At 59.9% G+C, this 22,759-nt stretch carries 24 protein-coding genes and 1 pseudogene; 7 read left to right on the forward strand and 18 right to left on the reverse strand.

The annotated features are described in order from the left end of the window. Positions 1-94: 94 nt before the first annotated feature. Complete coding sequence (locus APH35_RS12215; protein ID WP_012272984.1) at positions 95-1,468, forward strand: MFS transporter; 1,374 nt, start codon at positions 95-97, stop codon at positions 1,466-1,468. Positions 1,469-1,503: 35 nt separating this feature from the next. Here the strand turns inward: APH35_RS12215 and APH35_RS12220 are convergent, their stop codons facing one another. The 5 genes from APH35_RS12220 to APH35_RS12240 all read right to left on the reverse strand — a co-directional run bounded on the left by APH35_RS12220 (position 1,504) and on the right by APH35_RS12240 (position 7,614). Next, complete coding sequence (locus APH35_RS12220) at positions 1,504-2,916, reverse strand: DOPA decarboxylase (protein ID WP_060514863.1); 1,413 nt, start codon at positions 2,914-2,916, stop codon at positions 1,504-1,506. An 82-nt stretch (positions 2,917-2,998) separates the two neighbouring features. Continuing rightward, positions 2,999-3,943: a LysR family transcriptional regulator gene (locus APH35_RS12225; protein ID WP_060514864.1), complete on the reverse strand. Its 945-nt coding sequence runs from the start codon at positions 3,941-3,943 to the stop codon at positions 2,999-3,001. A gap of 137 nt (positions 3,944-4,080) precedes the next feature. After that, positions 4,081-4,794: a YebC/PmpR family DNA-binding transcriptional regulator gene (locus tag APH35_RS12230; RefSeq protein WP_012272987.1), complete on the reverse strand. Its 714-nt coding sequence runs from the start codon at positions 4,792-4,794 to the stop codon at positions 4,081-4,083. Between the two features lie 97 nt (positions 4,795-4,891). After that, on the reverse strand, positions 4,892-6,283 hold the full coding sequence (locus APH35_RS12235; RefSeq protein ID WP_060514865.1) for an FAD-dependent oxidoreductase: 1,392 nt from the start codon (positions 6,281-6,283) through the stop codon (positions 4,892-4,894). Between the two features lie 14 nt (positions 6,284-6,297). Continuing rightward, positions 6,298-7,614, reverse strand: coding sequence for an MFS transporter (locus APH35_RS12240; RefSeq protein ID WP_060493914.1), 1,317 nt, complete (start codon positions 7,612-7,614; stop codon positions 6,298-6,300). A gap of 243 nt (positions 7,615-7,857) precedes the next feature. On the opposite strand from APH35_RS12240, the gene APH35_RS12245 reads away from it, so the two are divergent. After that, positions 7,858-8,754 carry a LysR substrate-binding domain-containing protein gene (locus APH35_RS12245; protein ID WP_012272990.1) on the forward strand — a complete coding sequence of 299 codons (897 nt, stop codon included), beginning with the start codon at positions 7,858-7,860 and terminating at the stop codon, positions 8,752-8,754. A 23-nt stretch (positions 8,755-8,777) separates the two neighbouring features. Beyond that, complete coding sequence (locus tag APH35_RS12250) at positions 8,778-9,149, forward strand: DUF2784 domain-containing protein (protein ID WP_012272991.1); 372 nt, start codon at positions 8,778-8,780, stop codon at positions 9,147-9,149. On the opposite strand, the gene tam is transcribed toward APH35_RS12250, so the two are convergent. The 3 genes from tam to APH35_RS12265 form a co-directional block, all read right to left on the reverse strand. After that, complete coding sequence (tam, locus tag APH35_RS12255) at positions 9,139-9,915, reverse strand: trans-aconitate 2-methyltransferase (protein ID WP_012272992.1); 777 nt, start codon at positions 9,913-9,915, stop codon at positions 9,139-9,141. The genes APH35_RS12250 and tam overlap by 11 nt on opposite strands. 136 nt (positions 9,916-10,051) lie before the next feature. After that, positions 10,052-11,443: an amino acid permease gene (locus APH35_RS12260; RefSeq protein WP_012272993.1), complete on the reverse strand. Its 1,392-nt coding sequence runs from the start codon at positions 11,441-11,443 to the stop codon at positions 10,052-10,054. A gap of 80 nt (positions 11,444-11,523) precedes the next feature. After that, positions 11,524-12,348, reverse strand: a complete 825-nt coding sequence (locus tag APH35_RS12265; RefSeq protein ID WP_012272994.1) for a phytanoyl-CoA dioxygenase family protein — start codon at positions 12,346-12,348, stop codon at positions 11,524-11,526. A 135-nt stretch (positions 12,349-12,483) separates the two neighbouring features. Between APH35_RS12265 and APH35_RS12270 the strand changes: the two genes are divergently transcribed. After that, entirely contained in the window at positions 12,484-13,410 is a 927-nt protein-coding gene (locus APH35_RS12270) for a LysR family transcriptional regulator (protein ID WP_060493916.1), read from the forward strand. A 25-nt stretch (positions 13,411-13,435) separates the two neighbouring features. Here the strand turns inward: APH35_RS12270 and APH35_RS28290 are convergent, their stop codons facing one another. Beyond that, a complete protein-coding gene (locus tag APH35_RS28290) occupies positions 13,436-13,894 on the reverse strand; it encodes a GNAT family N-acetyltransferase (protein ID WP_082421421.1) in 459 nt (152 codons plus the stop codon). 138 nt (positions 13,895-14,032) lie between these two features. Further along, complete coding sequence (locus APH35_RS12275) at positions 14,033-14,431, reverse strand: DUF3224 domain-containing protein (protein WP_060514919.1); 399 nt, start codon at positions 14,429-14,431, stop codon at positions 14,033-14,035. A 480-nt stretch (positions 14,432-14,911) separates the two neighbouring features. Here APH35_RS12275 and APH35_RS12280 point away from each other — a divergent pair, with 480 nt between their 5' ends. Then, the gene (locus tag APH35_RS12280) at positions 14,912-15,742 is read left to right on the forward strand and encodes a hypothetical protein (RefSeq protein ID WP_060493917.1); all 831 of its coding nucleotides are present in this window, start codon (positions 14,912-14,914) and stop codon (positions 15,740-15,742) included. Positions 15,743-15,853: 111 nt separating this feature from the next. Here APH35_RS12280 and APH35_RS12285 read toward each other — a convergent pair whose 3' ends face one another. Continuing rightward, positions 15,854-16,462, reverse strand: coding sequence for a hypothetical protein (locus tag APH35_RS12285; protein ID WP_060493918.1), 609 nt, complete (start codon positions 16,460-16,462; stop codon positions 15,854-15,856). 178 nt (positions 16,463-16,640) lie between these two features. On the opposite strand from APH35_RS12285, the gene APH35_RS12290 reads away from it, so the two are divergent. Together APH35_RS12290 and APH35_RS28295 are read left to right on the forward strand one after the other, a co-directional pair. Then, positions 16,641-17,180 (forward strand): hypothetical protein, encoded by a 540-nt coding sequence (locus tag APH35_RS12290; protein ID WP_060493919.1) that lies wholly within the window; start codon positions 16,641-16,643, stop codon positions 17,178-17,180. Positions 17,181-17,438: 258 nt separating this feature from the next. Continuing rightward, positions 17,439-17,666 (forward strand): annotated as a pseudogene (locus tag APH35_RS28295) (integrase); the annotation flags it as partial. Positions 17,667-17,960: 294 nt separating this feature from the next. On the opposite strand, the gene APH35_RS12295 reads toward APH35_RS28295, so the two are convergent. The 7 genes from APH35_RS12295 to APH35_RS12325 form a co-directional block, all read right to left on the reverse strand. After that, positions 17,961-18,260 (reverse strand): hypothetical protein, encoded by a 300-nt coding sequence (locus APH35_RS12295; protein ID WP_060514866.1) that lies wholly within the window; start codon positions 18,258-18,260, stop codon positions 17,961-17,963. Further along, entirely contained in the window at positions 18,257-18,550 is a 294-nt protein-coding gene (locus APH35_RS12300) for a hypothetical protein (protein WP_060514867.1), read from the reverse strand. Before APH35_RS12300 ends, APH35_RS12295 begins: the two co-directional genes overlap by 4 nt. A 66-nt stretch (positions 18,551-18,616) precedes the next feature. Then, complete coding sequence (locus APH35_RS12305; protein ID WP_060514868.1) at positions 18,617-19,135, reverse strand: DUF2514 family protein; 519 nt, start codon at positions 19,133-19,135, stop codon at positions 18,617-18,619. Continuing rightward, positions 19,120-19,437 (reverse strand): DUF6527 family protein, encoded by a 318-nt coding sequence (locus tag APH35_RS12310; RefSeq protein ID WP_060514869.1) that lies wholly within the window; start codon positions 19,435-19,437, stop codon positions 19,120-19,122. The genes APH35_RS12305 and APH35_RS12310 overlap by 16 nt, the downstream gene beginning before the upstream one ends. Continuing rightward, positions 19,434-19,922: a glycoside hydrolase family 24 protein gene (locus APH35_RS12315; RefSeq protein ID WP_060514870.1), complete on the reverse strand. Its 489-nt coding sequence runs from the start codon at positions 19,920-19,922 to the stop codon at positions 19,434-19,436. Before APH35_RS12315 ends, APH35_RS12310 begins: the two co-directional genes overlap by 4 nt. A 60-nt stretch (positions 19,923-19,982) precedes the next feature. Then, entirely contained in the window at positions 19,983-20,717 is a 735-nt protein-coding gene (locus tag APH35_RS12320; protein WP_060514871.1) for an SGNH/GDSL hydrolase family protein, read from the reverse strand. A gap of 38 nt (positions 20,718-20,755) precedes the next feature. Then, positions 20,756-22,726 carry a hypothetical protein gene (locus APH35_RS12325; protein ID WP_060514872.1) on the reverse strand — a complete coding sequence of 657 codons (1,971 nt, stop codon included), beginning with the start codon at positions 22,724-22,726 and terminating at the stop codon, positions 20,756-20,758. Positions 22,727-22,759 lie beyond the last annotated feature (33 nt).

The following is a 22,759-nucleotide window of genomic DNA, read 5'->3' on the forward strand; positions in this document are numbered from 1 at the left end:
TGAACCACAGACGCAGGCACACCGACCGTTGCCTCCTGCCTTGGCATAACCTCTGGCGGAACCTGCGCAAACAACAATAACAACGGAGACAACGATGGCTCACTCCAGCTCGCAAGCAAAGAAAGCGACCGCCAGTGGATGGATAGGCTCGGCACTCGAGTACTACGACTTCTTCATCTATGCCCAGGCCGCTGCGCTGATTTTCCCGCAGATCTTCTTCCCCAATACCGACCCGAAAATGGCCATCATCGCCTCGTTGGCCACGTACGGCGTGGGCTACCTGGCGCGCCCGGTCGGCGCCTTCGTGTTGGGCCACTGGGGTGATACCCGCGGCCGCAAGAACGTCCTGCTGCTGTGCATGTTCCTGATGGGCCTGTCGACCATGGCCGTAGGCCTGCTGCCCACCTACCACGACATCGGTTATCTCGCACCGGCCTTGCTGGTGGTACTGCGCCTGATCCAGGGCTTTGCCGTGGCCGGGGAAATCTCCGGGGCCAGTTCCATGATCATGGAGCACGCGCCATTCGGCCGAAGAGGTTATTACGCCAGCTTCACCCTGCAGGGCGTGCAAGCGGGCCAAGTACTGGCGGCGGCGGTGTTCCTGCCACTGGCTTACTTCATGCCTAGCGAAGCCTTCACCGAATGGGGCTGGCGCATTCCGTTCCTGATGAGCGCCATCGTGCTGATTGCCGGCTTCATCATCCGTAAGGAAGTGCACGAAACCCCGGCGTTCGTGAAAGAAGAGAAACAGGACAAGGTTGCCAAGTCGCCAATCAGCGAAGCTTTCCGCCACAGCTGGAAGCACATGGTGCTGGTGATGTTCATGGCGCTGATGAACGTGATCCCGGTCGTGGCCACCATCTTCGGTGCCGCCTACGCGGTGCAGCCGGCGTATGGCATCGGTTTCGACAAGAGCGTGTACCTGTGGATCCCGGTAGTGGGTAACATCGTCGCGGTGCTGGTGATCCCGTTCGTGGGTAACCTGTCGGACAAGATCGGCCGTCGCCCGACCATGATCGCCGGCTGCCTGGGCTCTGGTCTGCTGGCCTTCGTCTACCTGTATGCAATCAGCATCCAGAACGTGCCAATGGCGTTCGCCGCCTCGATCGTGATGTGGGGCATGGTGTATCAGGGTTACAACGCGGTGTTCCCAAGCTTCTACCCAGAACTGTTCCACACCCGCTACCGCGTTTCGGCCATGGCCATCGCGCAGAACATCGGCACCATGCTGACTGCCATGCTGCCGGCGCTGTTCGCACTGGTTGCCCCGCCTGGCTCGGACAATATCCCGCTGGTAGTCGGTAGCCTGGCGTTCTTCATCACCTGCGTGTGCGCCTTGGCGGCCTACATTGCCCCGGAAACCCACCGCCTGGCGATGGAAGACCTGGGTAACCCAGCGGCCAAGCCGATGGAGAAGGAAGCGTATGAAGCTAGCCGTAAAGGCAGCTTTCAGGCAGTGAGCCACTGATAGACCGCCGGGGCCGCATTGCGGCCCCGGCATTGTCAGCCTTCAACCACTTCCTGCAAGCGCGCCCAGAGCCGCTCGACATCCCCCCGCTCAGTCGGCAACGCACCAACCGACACCCGCACCATCCACCGCCCATCCAGCGTCGCCGGCGTCACATACGCATCCCCAGACGCATTCAACCGCTCGGCCCAACCCTTGGTATGCGCATCCAGCGCTTCCCCTTCCAGCCCCGCCGGCCGATGGCGAATGCACAAGGTCTGCAATTGCACCGGCGCCAGCACTTCCCACTCTGCTTTAGCCCCCACCTGCCCTGCCAACCACTGGGCATTGTCCAGGTCACGCCGCAGCCGCGCCTGCAACGCGTCAACGCCCTCGCTGCGCAGCATGAACCACAGCTTCAGGGCGCGGAACCGACGGCCCAACGGGATCCCCCAGTCACGCAGGTTCTTCACCTCGCCGTCCACCGCCGACTGCAGGTAGCTGGGGTTGGTGCTCATGACCCGGATCAGGTGCTGCGGGTCACGGACGTAATAGATCGAGCAATCGAAGGCCACACCCAGCCACTTGTGGGCATTGACCACCACCGAGTCGGCCAACTCGATGCCGTCCCACATCCAGCGGCACTCGGGCAGAATCATCGCCGAACCTGCCATGGCCGAGTCAACATGCAGCCACAGGCCATGGGCCTGGGCAATTTCGCCGATCGGGCGCAACGGGTCGAGGGCAGTGGTCGTCGTGGTGCCGGTGGTGGCAACTACGGCGCATGGCTGGTTACCGGCGGCCAGGTCTTGCTCGATCGCCGCCTGCAACGCCTCGGGGCGCAGCGCGTAACGCTCGTCAGTGGGGATAAGCCGGATGTTGTCGCGGCCAAAACCGGCCAGCAGCGCGGCCTTGTCCACCGAGCTGTGGGCATGGGCGCTGACATACACGATCAAAGGCTTGGCTTCAGCCTGCAGGCCACCGCGTACCAAGGCGTAATCGGTGGCGCGTTCACGGGCGCTGATAAGCGCTACCAGCGTGCTGGTCGAAGCGGTGTCCTGGATGACCCCGCTCCATTGTCCAGACAAGCCAAGCAGTTGGCGCAGCCAGTCGAGGGTGGTTTCTTCCAGTTCGCTCAGGGCCGGGCTGGATTGCCATGACAGGCCCAGCACACCCAGGCCGGTGCTGAGGAAGTCCCCCAGTACCGAGGACAGAGTGCCGTTGGAGGGAAAGTAACCGTAGAAATCCGGGTGCTGCCAATGAGACAGGCCAGGCATCACCAGCTGGTTGACGTCGTCGAGGATGGCCTCGAAGGGTTCGCCTTGCTGGGGCGCGGCTGCGGGCAAAGCGGCCTTGAGGTAGCCAGGTTCGACCTGGGCCATGACCGGGCGTTCGCCGACGGTTTGGCGATAGTCGGCGATCAGGTCGATCAGTTGGTGGCCGTATTGGCGGAATTGTTCGGGGGTCACGTGGGGGCTCCTTTGGGTGATCCACTGCCACCCAGTCTAGGCACCCGTGCCCAACCGAATAACCCCGCGTTGTGCATACCTGCTATGGCGAACCCGCATGCCCGCCTTGCACGCCGAACTGCGACTGGCGCCACAGCTCGAACACGCGGTTGCGGAACCAGCGGTGCTCGGCCGAAGCCTGCAGCCTTTGGTGCCACACCACCCAGTAGCGCTGGCTGTGGTCGATGAAGCCAAGCGGCCGCCAGGCCAGGTCATGCAAACGGCATAACTGCCGGGCGATGTGCTCGGGAACCGTGGCCACGGCCTGGCTGTTGGCAATGACTTTCACGGTGGCGGAAAAGAACGGCACTTCCAGGCTGACCCGCCGCTGCACCCCCTGTGCACGCAGGTGGCGGTCGATGAAGCTGTCCTTGTCGCCACCGCCGGAAATGCGCACATGCTTGTGCACCAGGTAGTCGGCCTGGCTGAGTGCAGCATGCGCTGCCAGCGGGTGGTCGTGGCGCATCAGGCACACGGCGCGGTCTTCACCCAGCAAGCGCCCATGCAGGTTGGGTGGCGACTCGTCGAACAAGGTGGTAGCCAGGTCGATTTCGCCACTGGCCAGCAAGGCATACTGGCCAGCCTGCCAAGTGCGGTACTCCAGCGATACGCCTGGTGCTTCACGCTCCAGCGCCGCCACCAGCAACGGCAGCATGTGTTCGGCTACATAGTCAGAGGCCGCCAGGCAGAAGCGCCGCTCGCAGCGTGCCGGGTCGAACACTGCGGGCTGGCGCAGAGCGTGAAGTTCTTCGAGGACCTGGCGCAGCGGTTCAACCAGCGCTTCGGCGTGTTCGCTGAGTACGTAGCCGCGGCCTTGGCGCACCAGTAACGGGTCGTCGAAGGCTTCGCGCAGGTGGGCTAGCTGCCGGCTCAGGGCCGACTGGCTGACACCCAGGCGGTCGGCAGCGTGGCTGAGGTTTTTCAGCTGCAGCAGGTGGTCGAGGGTACGCAGGTGGGCGAGGCTTAGGGAGGCGAAGGTGGGGTTCATCGAGGGTTCGGCTCCAGACCGCAGGCGAGGGCTTTGCCCTCGTTTCGCGACACAAGGCCGCCCCCACAGGGGAATGCATAACCTGTGTGGGAGCGGCCTTGTGTCGCGATGGGCCGTAAAGCGGCCCGTTACGCAGATCAGTCAGTCAGACCAACGTACACGTTCTGCACGTCATCGTTCTCGTCGATCGCCTCGAGGAACGCTTCAACCTCAGCCAGCGCTTCAGCACTCAGGCTGGCTGCGCTTACCGGGTTTTTCGGGGTGTAGCCGATTTTTGCCGAGGTGACGGTGAAGCCCTGTTCCGGCAGCGCCTTCTGCACTGCGTCCAGGTCGGTGGTGTCGGTGATGAACAGGGTCGAGCCCTCTTCTTCACCTTCCTCGAAGTCCTGGGCACCGGCTTCGATGGCGGCCATTTCCGGATCAGCGTCAGCGCTTGCAGGGGTGGCTTCGATCAGGCCTACATGGTTGAAGTCCCACGCTACCGAACCGCTGGCGCCCAGTTGGCCCTTGCGGAACAGCACACGGATTTGCGCGACGGTACGGTTGATGTTGTCGGTCAGGCACTCGACGATCAGCGGTACCTGATGCGGTGCGAAGCCTTCATAGCTCACCGCATGGTACTGCACGGCATCACCGTCCAGGCCAGCACCCTTGCGAATTGCCCGGTCCAGGGTCTCGCGGGTCATCGAAGCCTTCTTGGCTTGCACGATGGCCAGGCGCAGGCGCGGGTTCATGTCGGGATCGGCACCCGACTTGGCAGCGATCTGGATTTCCTTGGACAGCTTGCCCATGATCTTGCCTTTGGCATTGGCTGCTGTTTCTCTATGTTTGGCTTTCCACTGTGCGCCCATGTCGACTCTCTTGTTTCAGCGACCGGTTCAGGAAGCGACCGGCCAAAAGTGGGTGCATTTTATACGCCCTCAGGCATGGGATCGACAAGAAATCTCATCAGCCTTTATCGGCCTTGCCCGCCGCCGCCGCAAACCGCGCCAACCGCACATCCAACCGGCGCGGGCGCAAACCGCGATCTTCGGCGTGCTCCTTGCGGCGAATGGCATTGCGCACCAGCAGTGAGCCCAGGTAGCGGATCGGCTCGGGCGGGAACAGGCCCAGCGGCCCTTTGACCAGTGGCGAGCGGGTCCACGGGTTGTCCAGCCCCAGCGCCAGCGACGAAAGAATCTGCCCGCCCATATGGCACGGGCCAACGCCGCTGCCGGAGTAACCAAAGCCGTAGAACACGTTGCCCTGCCCGTCCAAGCGACCAAAGAACGGCAAACCGGTCACCGAGCGGTCCGACGGCCCGTTCCAGCTGGCCGCCAGTGGCACCTCGGCCAAGGCCGGGAAAAACCCGCCAAGGCTTTCGCGCAGCAAGGGGCGGTACGGCGACGGCTGGTCGAACACCGGCAACATGCGCCCGCCGTAGGCGAACGTGTTGCCGCCCTTGCCGAGCATCAGCCGGCCATCGGCGGTGTTGTGGTAGTAGTGCACGAAAATACGCGAGTCGAGCACGCTGATACCGCTGTCCAGGCCGATCTGGCTCAACAGCTCGGGGCACGGTTCGGTAATCACCATGTCGCTGGAGACAATCGCCACGCTGCGCTCGAACTGCGGGAAGGCCCGCGCCATCCAGGCATTGAGGCCCAACACCACGCGGTCGGCGCGCAGCGTGCCATGGGCCGTGCGCACCTGCACCGGGGCGCCATGCTCCAGGCCAGTCATGGCGGTACCCTCAAAGATACGCACGCCACGCTGCAAGGCCACCCGGCGCAAGCCACGCACCAGCTTGCCCGGCTGCACGGTGGCGGCGGCCGGCGAGAACCAGCCTTCCAGATGCCGCGCAGAACCTGCCAGGCGCTGCACCTGCTCCAGCGGCAGGCGGCGGAACGAGTTGATACCCTTTTGTTCCAGCGCGGCGATGACGGCATCGGTGGCACCCACCTGGGCTGCATTGGTGGCCGTGTACAGCGTGCCGTCCAGGCGGTAGTCGCAGTCGATGCCATTGGCTGCGCAGAACGCGCCAATGTCGCCGATGCTGCGCTCCGACTCACGCACCAGGCGTACCGCCTCGACCACCCCGAACAAGCGTTCGAGGGTGAAGTACTTGGCCGACCAGGACAAGGCGCAACCACCATTGCGGCCACTGGCACCGGCGCCGCAGATGTCGGCCTCGATCAACACGATATCCAGGGCCGGCACCGCTTCCTTGAGCATCAGTGCCGTCCATAGGCCGGTGTAGCCGCCGCCCACGATGCACACATCGCAACGGGCATCGCCTTGCAGTGGCGGGCACACCGCCTCCTGCGTCGATTCCAGGGCCTGTTGCAGCCAGAAGGGTCTCATTCGCTCGCTTTCCTTTAGGTACGCAGTGGCTTGATTGCCATGCTGGTGTTCGGTGCCACGTCATTGCTTTGCGCGCTGGTGGCTGGGCGGCTGTTCCAATGCGGCAGCAACACCAGCGCGGAGAACAGTGCACAGCCGGCGAACACGATGAACACCGTGACGCCGTCGAAGTAACCCGGCAGCAGCCCGCCCAACACCGCCCCCACCGAACCGCAGCCATTGACGAAGCCGGCCGCGGTGGCGCCGGCCTTGGCGGTGCCGAAGTCGATGGCCGCCGCGCCGCTGATCATCGAGTCCGGCCCGTACAGGGTCAGGCCCATGACGAACAGCAAAGCCACCACCAGGATCACACTGCCGGTGTGCATGGCCGCCATGAACGCCGCCAGGGTCACGGTCAGCAGCACCAGGCTGATCACGCAGGCCGGCATGCGCCGGGCGCCGAACAGTTTGTCGGAGGCCAGGCCGATCATGATCGGGCCAAGCAGCCCGGCCAGCTCGAAGGCGGTCGGGATGATTGCCGCGCCCACCTTGCCCACCGAGGGCATCTGCTCGAAGACGATCACCGGGCCCCACAGCAGGATGGCGTAGCGCGCAGGCTTGAGCAGGAAGTACGCCAGGCCCAGGGTCAACACCGTGCGGTTGCGCATGATCTCCCTCAGTGGCGCCCACACACTGCACAGGTTGTCGGCGGGGGCCATGCTCTGCGGCTCGGGCTCCACCGCCGGCAGGCCGACGTCTTCAGGTTTGTTGCGCTGCAAGAAGAAGAACAGCACCGCCACCAGCGCCACTACGGCTGCGCTGGAGAAGAACGCCGCATGCCAGGTGCCGACCAGGGTATAGGCCCACCAGCCGGCGAATGGCGAGGCCACCAGGCCGCCGAAGGCATAGCAGGAACTCCACAGCCCCAGCACCCGCCCGCGCTGCGAGGCCGGGAAGAAGCTGCCGATGTTCTTGCATAACCCTGCCCAACCGGTGGACTGCGCCAGGCCCTGCACCAGCATGCAGGTGGCGAAGATCGGGAAGGTGGCGTAACTGCCCATCACCACCGCCGCCGCCGCAGAAATCAGCAACCCACCGAGTACCACCACGCGTGGGCCGAAGCGGTCGGCAAGCATGCCCCAGGTGAACTGGCCTACGGCATAGGCGGCCAGGTAGATGGCGTCGAGGTTGGCCATGGCGGCCTTGTCGAGCATGAAGCTTGGGTCTTCGGCGATGCCCAGCTTGGCCACCGAGAAGGCTTTGCGGGTGAAGTAGAAGGCGGCGTAGGCCAGCCAGGTGATAGCGAAAATCTGGATGCGCCAGCGTTTGAACGCGGCTAGGGATTGATTCATGTGAGTCTGACCTCTTGCTCAAGTGTGCCGGCAGAATGTGAAGAAACGCCTGTCTTGTTCTTGTGTTACGCACAGCGATGACAAAGCTGTCATCGGGTCAGATGGCACCGTGTGGGCACCATGGCCCTGGCGGCATTCGTGGTGCCAGCGTCGGGCTGACATGCATGGAAACAGTTGCGCTAAGATAAATAAAATCGATTTATCGTATTACACACATAAGCCCAGCTTGTTACTGAGGTCGTCATGTCGGTTTCCCACGCACAACTCAAGGCTTTCCACGCGGTGGCCGTACACGGCAGCTTTACCCGTGCAGCGGAAAAGCTGTTTCTTACCCAGCCTGCGGTGTCGGACCAGGTGCGCAAACTGGAGGAGCGCTTCGGCGTTTTGCTGTTCCACCGCAACAAGCGCTCGGTACAGCTCACCGACCTGGGCGAGCGCCTGCTGGGCATCAGCCAGCGCCTGTTCGCCTGCGAGGCCGAAGCCCATGACCTGCTGCAGGACTCGCGCGCGCTGCACACCGGCAGCCTGGTGCTGGCGGTGGATGCGCCGGTGCACGTGCTGCCGCAGATCGCCCGGTTCTGCCAGCGTTACCCAGGTATTCAGGTGAAAATCGAGACCGGCAATACTGACGAATCGCTGGCCCGGTTGTTCAGCTACCAGGCCGACCTGGCCTTGCTGGGCCGGGATGTCGACGATGAGCGCCTGCATTGCCTACCGCTGCGCCGCGACCCGATGGTGGCGTTTGTTTCGCACAACCACCCATGGGCCAGCCGTGGGTCGATCAGCCTGGCTGACCTCGATGACATGCCACTTGTGCTGCGTGAGCCTGGTTCAGTGACGCGCCAGACACTGGAGGAAGAGATGCAACGGGCGGGGCTGCGGATTCGTCCGGCGATCCAGGTGGAGGGCCGGGAAGCGGCGCGTGAGGCGGTGGTGGTGGGGATTGGCGTGGGGGTGGTGTCGGCGGCGGAATTTGGCGCTGATGCGCGAGTGTGTGCGTTGCCAATTGTGGATTGTCAGCGGCATTTGACCGAGACGTTGGTGTGCTTGAGCGAGCAGCGCACACGACGCGTGGTGGCGACCTTCTTGCAGATGGTTGAAGAAGAGGCCAGTGCAGGCAACCCGACTATGCTGGGATAACCTCAGCCCACAAACCCACGCCCATGCTCTACCGCCTGGCCGCCGACACCCTGGTGCTGCTACACCTGGCCTTCATCCTGCTGGTGCTGTTCGGCGGTTTGCTGGTGCTCAGGTGGCGCCCTGCCCTGCTCATCCACCTGCCGGCCCTGGCCTGGGGCCTGGCGGTGGAATGCCTGCACCTGGGCTGCCCGCTCACCAGCTGGGAAAACCGCATGCGCAGTGCCGCCGGTGACGCAGGCTACCAAGGCGGTTTCGTCGAGCACTACATCTGGCCGCTGATCTACCCCACCGGGCTGACCCCGCACGTGCAGCTGCTGTTGGGCAGCATCGTGCTGCTGCTCAACCTGTGCATCTACAGCTACGTGGCCTGGCGCTGGCGCCACCCTAGCGGGTAGCGATCACGAACAACCGCGGGAACGGCAACAGCACCTTGCCATCGGTGGCCGGCGGGTAGTCGCGCTGCAGGGCTTGCAGGTACATCTGCAGGAAGTCGACCTGCTCCTGCTCATCAAGCCTGGCCAGGTAAGGCCGCAATGCCGATCCCTTGAACCATTCCACCACCGCCTCGGCGCCGCCGGCCAACGGATGGTGATAGGTGGTACGCCACACGTCCACCCGCGCGCACAGCGGGCTCAGCAGGTCGTAGTAGAACGCCGCGCTGTGCCGTGGCGGCAGTTGGAAGTCAGCGAACTTGGCCGCCCAGGGGCCTTGGCTGGCGATTTCGCGCAACTGCCGGTGGGCCGGTTCGTCGAGATTATCTGGCGTCTGCACGGCCAGGCTGGCGCCTTCGCTCAACTGGCGCACCAGGTGCGGATACAGCGAGGCGTGGTCGGGCAGCCATTGCAGCGAGGCATTGGCCAGGATCAGGTCCTGCGGCTCGGGGGCCGTCCAGCCGGCAATGTCGGCGATGACCGTGCGTACCCGCGGGATGCACAGCCGCTTGCGCTCGCGAGCCTTGTCGATCATGTCTGGGTCGCTGTCCAGCGCTGTCACCTGAGCGTCGGGGTAACGCTGCAGCAGCACTTCGGTGGAGTTGCCAGGGCCGCAGCCCAGGTCGGTGGCGTGGCGCACCGGGCGTGACGGGATGGCGGCAAGCAGGTCGCGTACGGCGCGGGTGCGTTCGTCTTCGAACAGGGAATACTGGGTGGCGGACCAGGCCATGTGAAGCTCCTTGGGGCGGACAATGTGTTCAGCATATGCCATCTGTCGCCTGTGGCCACCCTCTAACGGTCCACACACTGCACCATCGCTCGCGGCATCTCGGCATTCCATTGCCGGGACGCAAGCGGTTCAACACCTAAGCGCTGGCAGACACCGGGCGTGGTGTACGCACGCCCCAAAGCCAATAGCCCAGGGATAGCAGGATCAACCAGCCTACCCCGACGTACATGGCCGTGCGGCTGGCTGGGAACCAACCAAGAACGCCAAAAATGAAGACCATGAAAGCAATCGCGCAAGCGGGCCCTACTGGCCACAGTGGCACTCGATAATCCAGTGCAGCAACCTCCTCCTTGCTCATGCCACGCCGCATGGCCACTTGCGACAGCAGAATCATCAACCAGACCCAGACAATGGAGAAGGTGACGACTGCGGCAAGCACCAGGAACAAGCCTTCTGGCACCAAGTAGTTCAATACCACGCCGAGTAGCAGAGCGACACCCATGACAGCAACCGTCATCCACGGCACGCCGAAACGCGACAGTGAGGCGAAGCCGGCAGGCGCCTGGCCGTTTTGCGCCATGCCGTACATCATGCGCCCGGCACTGAAAATGTCGCTATTGATCGCTGAAACAGCAGCGGAAATGACCACGATGTTCAACACGGTGGCCGCGGAACTGATGCCCAGGCCACTGAAGATCTGTACGAACGGGCTGCCGTGGCTGCCAATACCGGTCCAAGGGTAAATGGACATAAGTACCAACAGGGTGAGGATATAGAACAAGAGGATGCGCAACGGCACTGAATTGATCGCCTTTGGCAGCACGCGCTTTGGGTCCCTTGCTTCGCCTGCCGTGATGCCGATCATTTCGACCCCGCCAAAGGCGAACATGACGACAGTGAAGGAAGCAATCATCCCACCGATGCCATTGGGGAAGAACCCGCCGTGGCTCCACAGGTTCGAGATACCGGCAACCGTGCCCGCATCGTCATTCAACTGGATGCCCAGCAGCAGTACAGCCCCGCCTGCCACAATCATGGCAACGATAGCGGTCACCTTCAGCAACGACAGCCAAAACTCCATTTCGCCGAACACTTTCACGCTACACAGGTTCAGCGCCCCGATAAAGAAGACGATCCCGAGCACCCAGATCCAGGCGGGTGTTTCAGGGAACCACAGCCCCATGTAGACACCAAACGCGGTCACATCCGCCAGGCACACCACCAACATCGAGAACGCGTAGCTCCAACCCGTCAGAAAACCAAAGTAACGACCTAGATACTGGCTGGCATAGTGTCCGAACGAGCCAGATACCGGGTTATGAACCGCCATTTCGCCGAGGGCGCGCATCATCATGTAAATGGCTGCACCGCCTATGAGGTAGGCAAGTAAAACAGAAGGGCCTGCCAGTTTTATTGCCGATGCCGAACCGTAGAAAAGCCCGGTGCCAATAGCGGAGCCTAACGCCATGAAACGAATATGTCGGGTAGACAGACCCCGCTTCAGCTGGTGTGAAGATTGAGCGTTCATAGATACCTTCTTGATTTTATTATCAGGTCCGCACAACGCACAGGTTGCGCGGTTTTATCAGGCACGCAGTATTTCAATCATCAAGCCCGTGGCCACAGCACCGGGAACAGTTCATGGTTCATCTTGGCGCCGCTGGCCAGTTGCGTTTCCAGCCCGGGAAACTGTGGCGACGTTTTCCACTGGCGCGGTGCATGAGTAATGTCGTCACCCAGGAAACGCACCGAGAAGGCACGACGCCGACGATTGCCCCCGACACCTCCAGAGGCATGCAAGGTCAGCATGTGGAAGAACACGGCATCGCCTGGGGAGAGTTCCCAGCCGAGAATGTTCCAGGCACTGCGATCGGCCTCGATGTCCGGCAAGTCAGCCAGGCTGCCTTCCGGGAACCATTGCGCCTGGCTGTCGAGAAAGCTGCGCGGCATCAGCCACGGCCCCAGGTGCGAGCCCCCCACGAATTCGAGGGTGGACTCCCTCGCAACAGGGTCGATTGGCATCCACATGCTGCAGTTCTGGCGCCCATCGATGTTGTAATAGGGCTGGTCCTGATGCCAGGGCGTCCGCTGGCGCGTATTAGGCTCCTTGACCAGCAGGTGATCGTGATAAAGCCGGGCTGTCTCGCTGTTCATGAGTTGGGCTGCAACACCCCCTACCCGGCTCTCGAAGATGAACTGACGATAGGCGGTGATATCGCCCCAATTACAGAAGTCTTCAAAGAACCAACCGGGGTCATCAGGACGACTCGCCACCTTGGCGCGCTCGCTTGGGGTTTTCAAGTTCTGTTCAATGCCGGATTCGAGCAGTGCAACTTCTTCCGGCGTAAACAAGTTACGCACGCAAACAGCACCGTCACGCTGAAAAGCCTCGATGGTTTCATCGCTCAGTTGGAATTCTGCGTATTGATTCATAAAGCACCCTTTAGTCTTTTTATTGGGGCAGGCGCACGCAAGTTTTCAAGAGAAATAAGCAAGGTGCACAGCGAGTATTGCTTTTTGGCACCAATAGGAAAAGAATATATTTCCTAATTTTGAGTATAGGAAAAAATGATAGGGTTCTCTTTAAGGCAGCTCGAGTACTTCGTGGCCGTGGCCGAACATGGCAGCATCAGCGCTGCAGCGAGAGCCCGGCACGTTTCACAGCCCTCGGTGTCGGTTGCCATTGCTCAGCTTGAAGAGGCGCTGAATGAGCGGCTGTTCCGGCGCCAGGTCAGCCGTGGGCTGGAGCTGACCTCAGCGGGCACGCGCTTGCTCGCCCAGGCACGCGATATCATTGGCATGGCCATCGCCATGAATCAAAAAGCGGATACGGTGCAAGGCTCACTTCGCGGCAACTTGTCGCTTATCTGCTTTCAAGACTTGGGCCCTTATTACGCGCCCAGGCTGCTGTCGAGCTTTCGCAAGCAGTATCCCGAAGTCGAGGTAACACTGTTCGAGACCGACCTGGCAGGCGTGCACCGCCATCTGAGCGCCGGTAAAGCCGAGCTTGCGCTTACCTATGACATAGGCCTCGATCCCTCGCTGCCGCGTCAGGTGTTGGCCGAATTGAAACCCTACGCGCTCATCGCCACTGACCATCGGCTCGCCCACCTGGCCGCGATACCGCTGCATGAACTGGCGCAAGAGTGTTTGATTCTTGAGGATATCGCGCAAACCCGCGAGTATTTCCTTTCACTGTTTTGGGCGCATAACCTGCAACCGCGTACACAGCAATATACCCAGACCTTCGAGATGCAACGTGGCCTGGTCGCCCATGGCTATGGGGTTGCGCTTTCATGCACCCGGCCTGCTGGGGATCACTGTTATGACGGCACACCGCTGTTGTGCCGGCCATTGCTGGAAGCCGTATCACCGCAAAAAGTGGTGCTGGCTCAATCAGGCATGATGCACCCCTCGCCGGTAGCGGAGGCGTTCAAAAGTTGGGTCGCTCGGGAAATAGCAGTCGGGGCCCCTGCGGGACCGAGCTCACCCTAAAGTTAGTTAAGCTATTGGGGCCGACTTAAATGCGTGATCCTAGATTCAGGTCCATCGCCTGGGACATCAACATAGAACCTTCTCGCAAAGGCTCTGGTAAGCCGCTGTCACAAAATCCGCTTTTTCTGTACAAGCTCATCGCCGGGGAGTCTGCGATCGTCACACCTAACCTGACAGTTTGCGCCCCGCGACTTTCAGCCCAAGCAATAGCTTCTGCTAGCAGAGACCGGCCGACTCCGACCCCTCGCACGGCAGGTTCCACCCACATCTGAAAAATCTCGACGACTCCTGACGCCGCTTCTGAAGATTTACACCACACCAAACCACAAGGCTCAGCGTGCTGAAAAGCCAAAAACGCCTGTGCGTATTTCGAAGCTGCGACAGCCGAGATACGGGCCGCCCAATCGTCATCACTTCTGGTCACTTCAGAAGCGTAGGTACTTGCGAAGGCAGCGGGTGAGTCTTGCAGAGCCCTCAAGCGCATATCCCGATATAACGGCCAATCACGTGCAGCTATAGGGCGAACGAACACATTGCTAATTCCCACGTCTCTGCTCCTTTACCGGTCACGGCAAGCCGTGAAGCCAAAACTGCGTCATCGCAGAACGACTGCAAATGCAAATCAGCTTTGATCGGGTAGCATGTACTCAAACTTGTATGAGTGATGCCTGTCGGTGATCGTGGTCACCATGCTACCTGTTAGCCCAGAAAGCGCGTCAGTGCCGGAGTCAGGTACGACGGTGATGGACTGAACGGGCGCCCCACGGTTCATGGTCGAACTGTGTTGAAGTACGAAACTACCGCTGCGACCGTGCAAGGTTCCCTGCACAGTTTCCACGTAACCGGCAGAACCTGGAACGCTGCTGCGAAAGGACAACATCTCACCTTGACTGGTGGCGTCCAGGTCACCCTTGAACTGCTTGTCCAAAGACAATCGACCGAGGCCAGATTTCTCAGTAGCACGGCTCAAGGGTTGCGGATTCAGCGTGATGTCGAATGACCCTACGGCGGTCTGTTGCATTGCAAATTCCTTTTTGACCCGGCTCCGTGCCGGTGCCTTGTAATACTCCATCCAAGCTCCAATTGCCATCATTCAGCCCTGTGTACGGCTGGATCTCATTATCCAAGCAACCATCAATTACCGTGGACAGGTCCAACGATGCGTGACCGAAACGACACTCGCCCAGCTGGGCGAGCGGGATGCGCTGCTCGGTGAAGTTCTCGAGGCATTCCAAATTGGGGAATTCGGATTTCTGTGTGTAATCGGAGCCTATCCCTAAAGTAGTATTTCGAGTGGGAAGGCGCAGCAAGGCAAATCCACCCTATTGCGCAGGTGCTACGGAAACATTTGATTGGCATTTCGGGGTGGCGGCGGGGTTAGATGAATTCGCCCCTGAACAAAACGCTGAAGCCCAAAGCTGAAACGGCAAAAGTGTTATAAACCAATTTGCGGCGCTGCATCAGGCTCTTGTCAACCTGAGCTCACTCTCAAGGATGTGCTATGAACTACAACGAATTCACCAGTTACCTCGCAGACCGAATTGTGGCGATTCGCACCCGCGAGCTCGTACCTGGTACTCAAAGGCGGCGCGGGCGGTACTACGATGCAGCCTATGCCTCGGTGTTGGAGTGCCGGGCATTTTTCGACCGACTTTCTCTTGATGAAGGCCCTCATAACGACTACAACCCCACAAGCAAGGCCTCGGTCGAGGCCTATCGTGTGGCGTTGTACGCAGAATTGGCCGAAGAACTGGGTAATCGGGTGGCGGATGCTTGCGTGCAGGGCGACGTATCTTTCCTGGATTCTGTGCTCAGGTACCCGGTGCCTTACGGGGAGGGGGTGTCAGACCAGAGGTTTGCCCGAGTGGCTGCGGAGTATTTTTCCAATATTGTTTTTGAGCGCACCTGTGTCGGGTGTCGTGCAAAGTACAAGGTAGCGCTGAAGGCCCAGACCTACCGGATGGTTTCAAATCATCACCCGGAAACCTGCGCTGCCGTGCGAGTAGCTCCCGTACAAGCAGCTGAGCCAGAGGTCAAGGTGGCGGAAAAGAAGGGAACAGACCCTATCAAACGCTTGTTCGTCGATCTGAATCGACCTGTGATACCCGAAGAGATGCTCAAGCCAACACAAAAGCCCGCTTATAATTCCCCTGCGTATCGGGCCAATGCCAAAGCTGCCTTGCGGTTGTACGCAGAGTTTCTCAAGTTCTATGAGAACAACCCGTTCACGGAGAGTGATCCAGAGGAAAACCAGCGCCAAATGGAGCGCATGTATAACGTCGCTGTGCGCACGATATTCAACTTCGATCCAAACGCAAACAAGCAACAATGATCACGACATGAAAATAGTCACCGCGTCGGTGCGCAGTAATCGCGAGTTCGGCCAACCAGGCCGGTGGCAGTTCTTTTTGCCTGGGCATCTGATGGGCAGGCGTGGCAGAAACTACTGAACAGCAGGTGCCTGCCGCTTCCAATCCTTGGCCGCAGCGGCTACGTAACCCATCATCGATAGGGGCACTTTGAATACCGGATAGGCAAGCGTCTGCATCCTGATCATAGTGTCCAGCATCAGCGTGCCGCTGCCCTGCTCGCCAGCAGTGCCAGTCCAGGCCTGGTAAGTGGGGTGAGACGTCAGGCTGGTACTGATGAAAGTCCTGCCCAACGCCAGTACCAACAGCACCACAGCTACAATGGCACATGCCTTGAACAAAGGGCTCCTGAAGCGCCAACCACTCTTCAACTGCACACCCAGCAACGCGCTCTTGGCGATATGCACCAGCGCCCCTAGCAACGACAAGGTCAGGGCGAACACCGGGGCAATCATGGCCTCGTAAGCCTCTTTTCCGTCGTCTGCCTGCGAACCTCCATCACGGTAGTCGTCGAGTTGATGGGTGTAATTGCGCAGGCCATCGTGTGTACGCCCGGCAAGCGCTCGATGGTAGAAACGCTGCTCGAACTGTTCGCGGGTAATTTCCGCCATCGGCAAATTGCCAATGTTGTCAGGGAACTCAAGCCCCTCGCGCCACAGCGCAAACCCCAGAAAGGAGCACATCCGTACTCCTACGCTGTAACCCCTCTCCCCTCTATCCACTGCCACGATATGGCGACCAAGTATGCTAAGCCCTGCCTACATGGGCGGGGTGGTCAAGCATTGAAAAAGGCCCCTCAGCAAGCAAAAATGGTAATAAGCCATCGCATTGATGCAGCCGCAAATAACAGGGGAAAATGGAATGACGTTGAAAGTTGCCATCGCGCTCAGCTGCCTCCTTGGCGTCTCGAGCACTGCTTTCGCCCGGCTGGATTTTCAGTATCAGGAGCTACCGCAGGATAGATCTAGCAGGGAATATGGCGCTCAAATTAAAGCCCTTGAGAAAGTGATGGAGGGTTACAAGTGGGCCGCTGACAATGGGGCTGGCTTCATTATTACTTCAATCCCGAACCCCATACCGAATGTCACCAGTGATCGAGCCGTCAACGGCTTGTACTTCGGAATGCAGCGATTTATTTATGACAAAGAGCAAGTTCGAGCTGCTCCATATGAGCTTTACGCGCGACAAAGCGGGCGCGTCGGGTACGTGGAGCTCTGGGACGATGAAAGCGCCGGGTCAATGCACGTGAAAATCATTGACGACAATACTCTTGAAGTTTTCAACGACGCAAAGGAGAGCGACGAAAAGGATCGCCTTATATACAAAAAAGTAGCGCGCTTTGAAAAGAACCCTCGAGAAGACAGGCTCGAAAGCGCAGAAGAGTCCGGCGTATTCCGCTAACGTCCCACTTTATTCGAGGCTACGCCTGTAGCCTCATCATTTCGAGCTCGGCGCAAACTATGTGCTGGCAGAACCTTCCTTTCATTTAAACATCTCCTCCTCCTTCAAAGTCAGCCGCTTTAGCGGCAAGGACGAAGTCATACTGAAGAAAAGTATCCGCTAGAGGTTCAGAGCGCTACCAGCGACACCTTCATCGCTATGAGCAAAGGCATCACGACCTTGCGGCGTTCATGGTCGAAGCCGGAAAGAAATACCCGGTTCGCTTCCATCAAGGTTCACGACCTGAAGCATACATTCGGACGTAGACTGAAAGCAGCAGCTGTGAGTTTGGAAGATCGGAAGTCGCTACTTGGCCACAAGAGCGGAAGCGTGACCCGTCATTACTCCGGAGCGGAGATTGGTCAGAAGATTGATGCAGCAAACAAGGTATTGGCCACCGACTCGCGCGGGCCGGCACTGACAATTGTGAAGAGCAGAATCGGATGAGGAAAAAGGCGAAGTCACTTGAAAAGTTACTATGCCCAAAAATGAAAAAGCCACCCGTGGGTGGCTAAGTCATTGGGATTATTTGGTCGGGACGGAGTGATTCGAACACTCGACCCCTTGCACCCCATGCGTGCGGGATGTACGAAACGCCTTTAAATCCAAGGCATAGAGCGGGCGCTCGCTGCAAACGGTGCCGCACTGTGCAGAACCAATTTTCACAACCCCCCGAAAATCTCCCCACGGGCTTCGGCCTGCATCCGGCGTTCTGCCGACCGTTTCCCTTCCTTTATATAGCTACTCACAGCTTGGCGGTTTTCCGGAACCCTTGATCACCTGGTGTCCGCCATAGTGGTCAGGATCGTAATCCCCGAAGAGACCAATAGCCCAAGCCTCCTCGTGCTCCATCAGCGCCCACATCCTGCCTGCCTCGGCAAGCTCGAGCATGTCGACCAGGTCATTGTCATCGACATCCAGCCGCCGGCGAGCGGCATAGGCCATCTCACTGAGCACCGCAGCGCGGCCATCAGGATCAGTCACCAGAGCAACCTGATCGCTTAGCTCGGCCATCCAGGCCTGTGGAATTCCATTCTTCATTCTGCCCTGCACCACCACGACTGCGCATACAGCACTCCGTCGACCTCCTCCACGCCATTGATGTTGATGCCGAGCTGGGCCATGCCATTGACCTTGGCGTCGTGCAGCCGGGGGATGATGTCTGGCCCGGGCGAGGGGTTGAACACCCAAGCCTGGGTCGACACCCGGCCCAGCGGCTCACTGTGGTGGTCGCCAATATGGATGTCGGCCCGCAGGGGCTGGATCTTCCTGAGCTGATCGGAAGGGATGGCCACGCCATTCACGCGGCGGCGAACGAGGAGAAAGTACATGCTGCACCAATGCTGTATATCGATACAGTATCGTATCCACCATAGCGGCTCGTGGACAACTGCCGGTCAGCGGGTCGACTTCATCCTGTCGACCACCGCCTCACAAGCCAGGCCGGCTATTCGGCTTCGCTCAAGCGCTGTCGCGAGGTCTCCCGCCATTCGGTCAGAGTCTTCAAGCAATCCCCCGAGCACCACGACGGCAGAGGTTCCTGCCTGGCGTTGCTGGGCAGCGATGGTATCGCAGGTGGCTCGGTGCCCGGCGCGCAGTCGGGCGATTTCCCCACGCAGGCCGACAGCCCGAAACTCAGCATCAGCAGCCCTGCCTTCAAGATCGGTGTATTTCTCATCTGCTTTCCTGTCTGCTTCGTCCGCCACGGCCTGGCGGCGCTGTTCTTCGGTTCTGGCCTGGGCGGTCGCGCGCCGGTCGCGCTCTGAAACCTCCAGGCGGTAGTCGGCCAGTTCGGTACGAGCCTCGGCTGTCTCGCCCTGGGCAACCACCACCCGGTACTGCTGGCCGCCGGCGAACAGCACCAGAGCGATCAGCCACCAGCACCAAGTCGGCACAAGCCTCACCAACTGTTCCATGACGCCTCCCAGTCCGGCAGGTCGACCGTCTGGCCCGCCAGCCCATGCGTGCAGTCATTCAGGTACTGGATGCGACCATCAGTGACGAAGGAGTGGCAGATAGTCTCCTTGCTGCCCATCCGGTACCGAGACAGAACCGACGGTGTGAAGGTGGGTGACTCGGCATTACCGTTGTAGCCCCATCGCGGCCCAGGCCCCGCTCCCACGTTCAGGCTGTGAGGGAGATTGCACCCACTACAGAAGAACCAGAGCGAACCGTCATCGGCCTGGCCCAGGCAGCGGCCAATCGTCTTGATCGTCATGCCAGCACCCCGCCTAGCTCTTTCCACTTGACCAAGAGCTTTTCCAACTTGTGCGGATTCTGTCCGTAGTTGTTCCCGGGGAAACTGGCCCATTCCCTTGAGCACTTGGCGATCGCCTCGGAAATACGGCCATCCTTGATTAGCCGCAGGGCGCCGCGCTCGCCTAGCTTCTTGATCGCGGCTAGGTCCTGGGCCTCGGGCGTGAAGCGCCCCTTGAAACCATACTTGGAGACGACTTCATCCCATGTACCCGCGAGGAACTGGTATCGGCCGGCCGCGCTGCTGGTCACCGACTTTCCGTTGATGGGCAGTGTGATAAGCCGTCGCGGGTGATCGGCATAGCCTTGGAACAGGCCTTTGCCATACAACACGTTGTAACCGTCTTCGCTCGCCTTGACGGTCGAGGTGCCCTCTGAAAAGGCGATGAGATCCAGAAACCGGAGCACGTTCGCTCCTCCGGCCTGGGCGTCGGTGAGTCTGGCCATGTTTTCTCCAGGCACAAAAAAGCCCGCGCTTGGCGGGCTGTATGAGTTTGGGTATGAGGGTCAGTTTTGCTTGTACATCTCGAATATCTTTTGGGCGTACAGGGAGTGTCCATAGTCATTCGGGTGCCACATTACGCCGGCGGACGTGCCGCGGCCCTGCGTCCCTAGGATCGCCGCAATGTCAGAAACGGACCTGTATGGGACCCGCTTCAACGAGGCGATTGAGCGCATTTCTTGGTCGATTTTGACCTGGTCGGCAGGATAGATCCCGTTCGACTCCAGCGCTGAAGGATACCAAGGGCCCACCGCGACCACCTTAGGGTGACTACTCATACCTTTGGCCAGATCCAGAAGTCGGCCATAGTCGAAGCGGAACTTGTAGACATCGGCCTCGGCATCATCGTGCTCGCCGAGCTGGATCACCACCAAGTCGGGCTTCGTGTCGACAACATTCTTGAAGCCTTGGATTCGCTCGGCAATGCTGCCGCCACCGCCATAGGTGTGATAGCAGCGCACAACCGGCTGACCTCGATCCTGCTGAATCAAACGAGAAACAACGGCAGGGAAGTCCATCTTGTCGCTGGTGGCGGCCATGCCGGATACGTGCCCCCACCCGAGGTTGCGAATAGTCTCTTCGCTGAATGAGTGGCGGGTGATGCTGTCGCCGATGAACAGAATGCGATATTGCCCAGGCTCCGGCGCCGGGCATGCAAGGTGGTCATCCAACTGCGACTTGAGCCCAGCGAAGCTGGAAAGGCTGAAAGCCATTGACGCAAGAAAAACAGCGACGCGCATCATCAACTCCTTTATTCGATGCGCGCAATATACACGGGTCAGTACCGATTTACGGCAACCACCAGGTATGTCGAGCCCGTGTAGTACATCTGGATGACTACTGTTACACCAGCTGCGATTGCTCCAACCGGCGTGATAGCCCCCCAAGTGACGCCAGTCCAGTTGTTAACGCTATACGCTGCATTTGCCTTCAGGCGAAGCGTAACTGTGGTTCCCTTCGGTACGTTTGAGCCTGAAACATCCAGCAAGTTGATGTTACCGGTCATTTCGATGTAGGCAGCTTTCGAGCGCCAGAACAAACTGAGGTTGATGGTGTATGGGAACGGAACCTCTGAGTCGGAAAGCTGACTGCCAGCGTCGATCACCGTCCAGGCCGATGTAACCGAATCCCATAACAACTCAATGGTGGAACCTTTACCGGCAATGGCCCGACCGGCGATGGCCAGGGTTGTCACGTTGTCGTCTACCAAAACCTTCAGCCGTCGAGTGCGTGCCGAAGTAACCAATTGCGTCACGGTGGATGCAGCACTGCGCTGCAGGATTAGCAGGCTTCCCACAATGTCGACATTGATCGCCGCGGCTGTGCCCGCGTCAACGATGAACGGCGACAGGATGCCGGGGTTGATCGATCCATAGCAGCTGACCGCTGGTGAAACATAAGGATCGACCACCTGGTCGCCGTAGACTATTGGGTTAGCGCAGTTCTGGAAGTGCCCGGCCAGCACTCGCGGGCGCGCGGCATCGTCGAACCTGATTCCAAAAAATGGGGCATTGAAATACTGGCCGCCGTCGATCGTCACCTGGTCGTTGAACAGCGCCGTGGTGCCTGCGTCCACCGGACGGAACAACCCGACGTGAATGAAGCCTGCGGTAACGTTGGTGTGTGTGCCGCGCCAGTAAGTCCCAATGGTACCGGCCACCCCATTCGCGTTTGAAGCGCTAAATGCGTCACGAGAGTAAATGGTCAGGCCGATATTGCAGCCATCCCCGCCGCAGTCGATGAACTGGGTGTTCTCTGCTCGACTGTATACGCCAGCACCATTGATGTTGTCCGACACGGCCACATGGGCCTGCACAGTAACATCATAAGCAAGGCACCGTAGGAACGTGACATCTTTCATCTTCGAGACGAAGCCGTTGGGCCCGTCATAGTGCTTGCAGTCGCGCACGAAGATATTGCCGCCTTTGCCACGCGCTGCCCCAGTGGCGTTCTGCTCCCACAGTTGCCCGTGGTCATTTGCCCTGGTGTTGACCTCGTAGATGTAGTGGTCACGGGTACTCGAGTTGACACCTGCGAGCGCGTTTCCACCCAATGCGTAGGCATCGATGTTCATGGCGCCAATCACGCAGCCCTGGGAGCCAGTAACCTGGATTGTCCCTAAGATCGTGGTTCCGCCTGGCAACCACGCCTTTGTGACTCGGTTCAGATCAGTCCTGCCGGCACCAATAAGGCTACAACCGCTCGGAACGATGAGATTGGAGAGCTTGATCGCACCTGCCGGCAGTCTGACGCGCTTGTAGGTGTTCAAGTAGCCGAGAATCTTTGCGCTCTGGTCGGTAGAGCCCGAAAGATCCACATCATTCGGCTGATAGAAGCTACCGTCGATCTTCTGCCGGAATCCTTCCCCGAGCTGCTGCCGCAGCGCCTGGTCGCCGACTGCAAGGAGCTTCGGCGAATCAGTAGCCCACGTTCCAGATAAGGTGAGCGGAAGGTCAGCGGCGTTGATCACTCGGTAGAGATCACCGTTTCGCTGAACGAGCTGGGTTTGACGTTGAACGATGGCGCCAGCTGCGTAAGAGACGTAGGCCGACTCGTATCCTGAAGCAATGAGGTAGGCGGTAACTTGCTGCTCCAGGCCCCGCCAGCTCTTTCGAGGTGCGCCGGTTCTATCTGTCCAGGATGGATTTTCACCATTAAGCGCAAGGTCCATGTTCTTGGCATTGTCGTCCAGGTCCCGCGGATCACTCGATCCATATGGTTCAACAAGATTGCCGGTGTCGTATCGCATGCTGTCTCCAGGCGAAAAAAAGCCCGCTCATGG

This window comes from Pseudomonas sp. NBRC 111132 (genome assembly GCF_001320565.1).
In the GTDB taxonomy this organism is placed as follows: Bacteria; Pseudomonadota; Gammaproteobacteria; order Pseudomonadales; family Pseudomonadaceae; genus Aquipseudomonas; species Aquipseudomonas putida_P.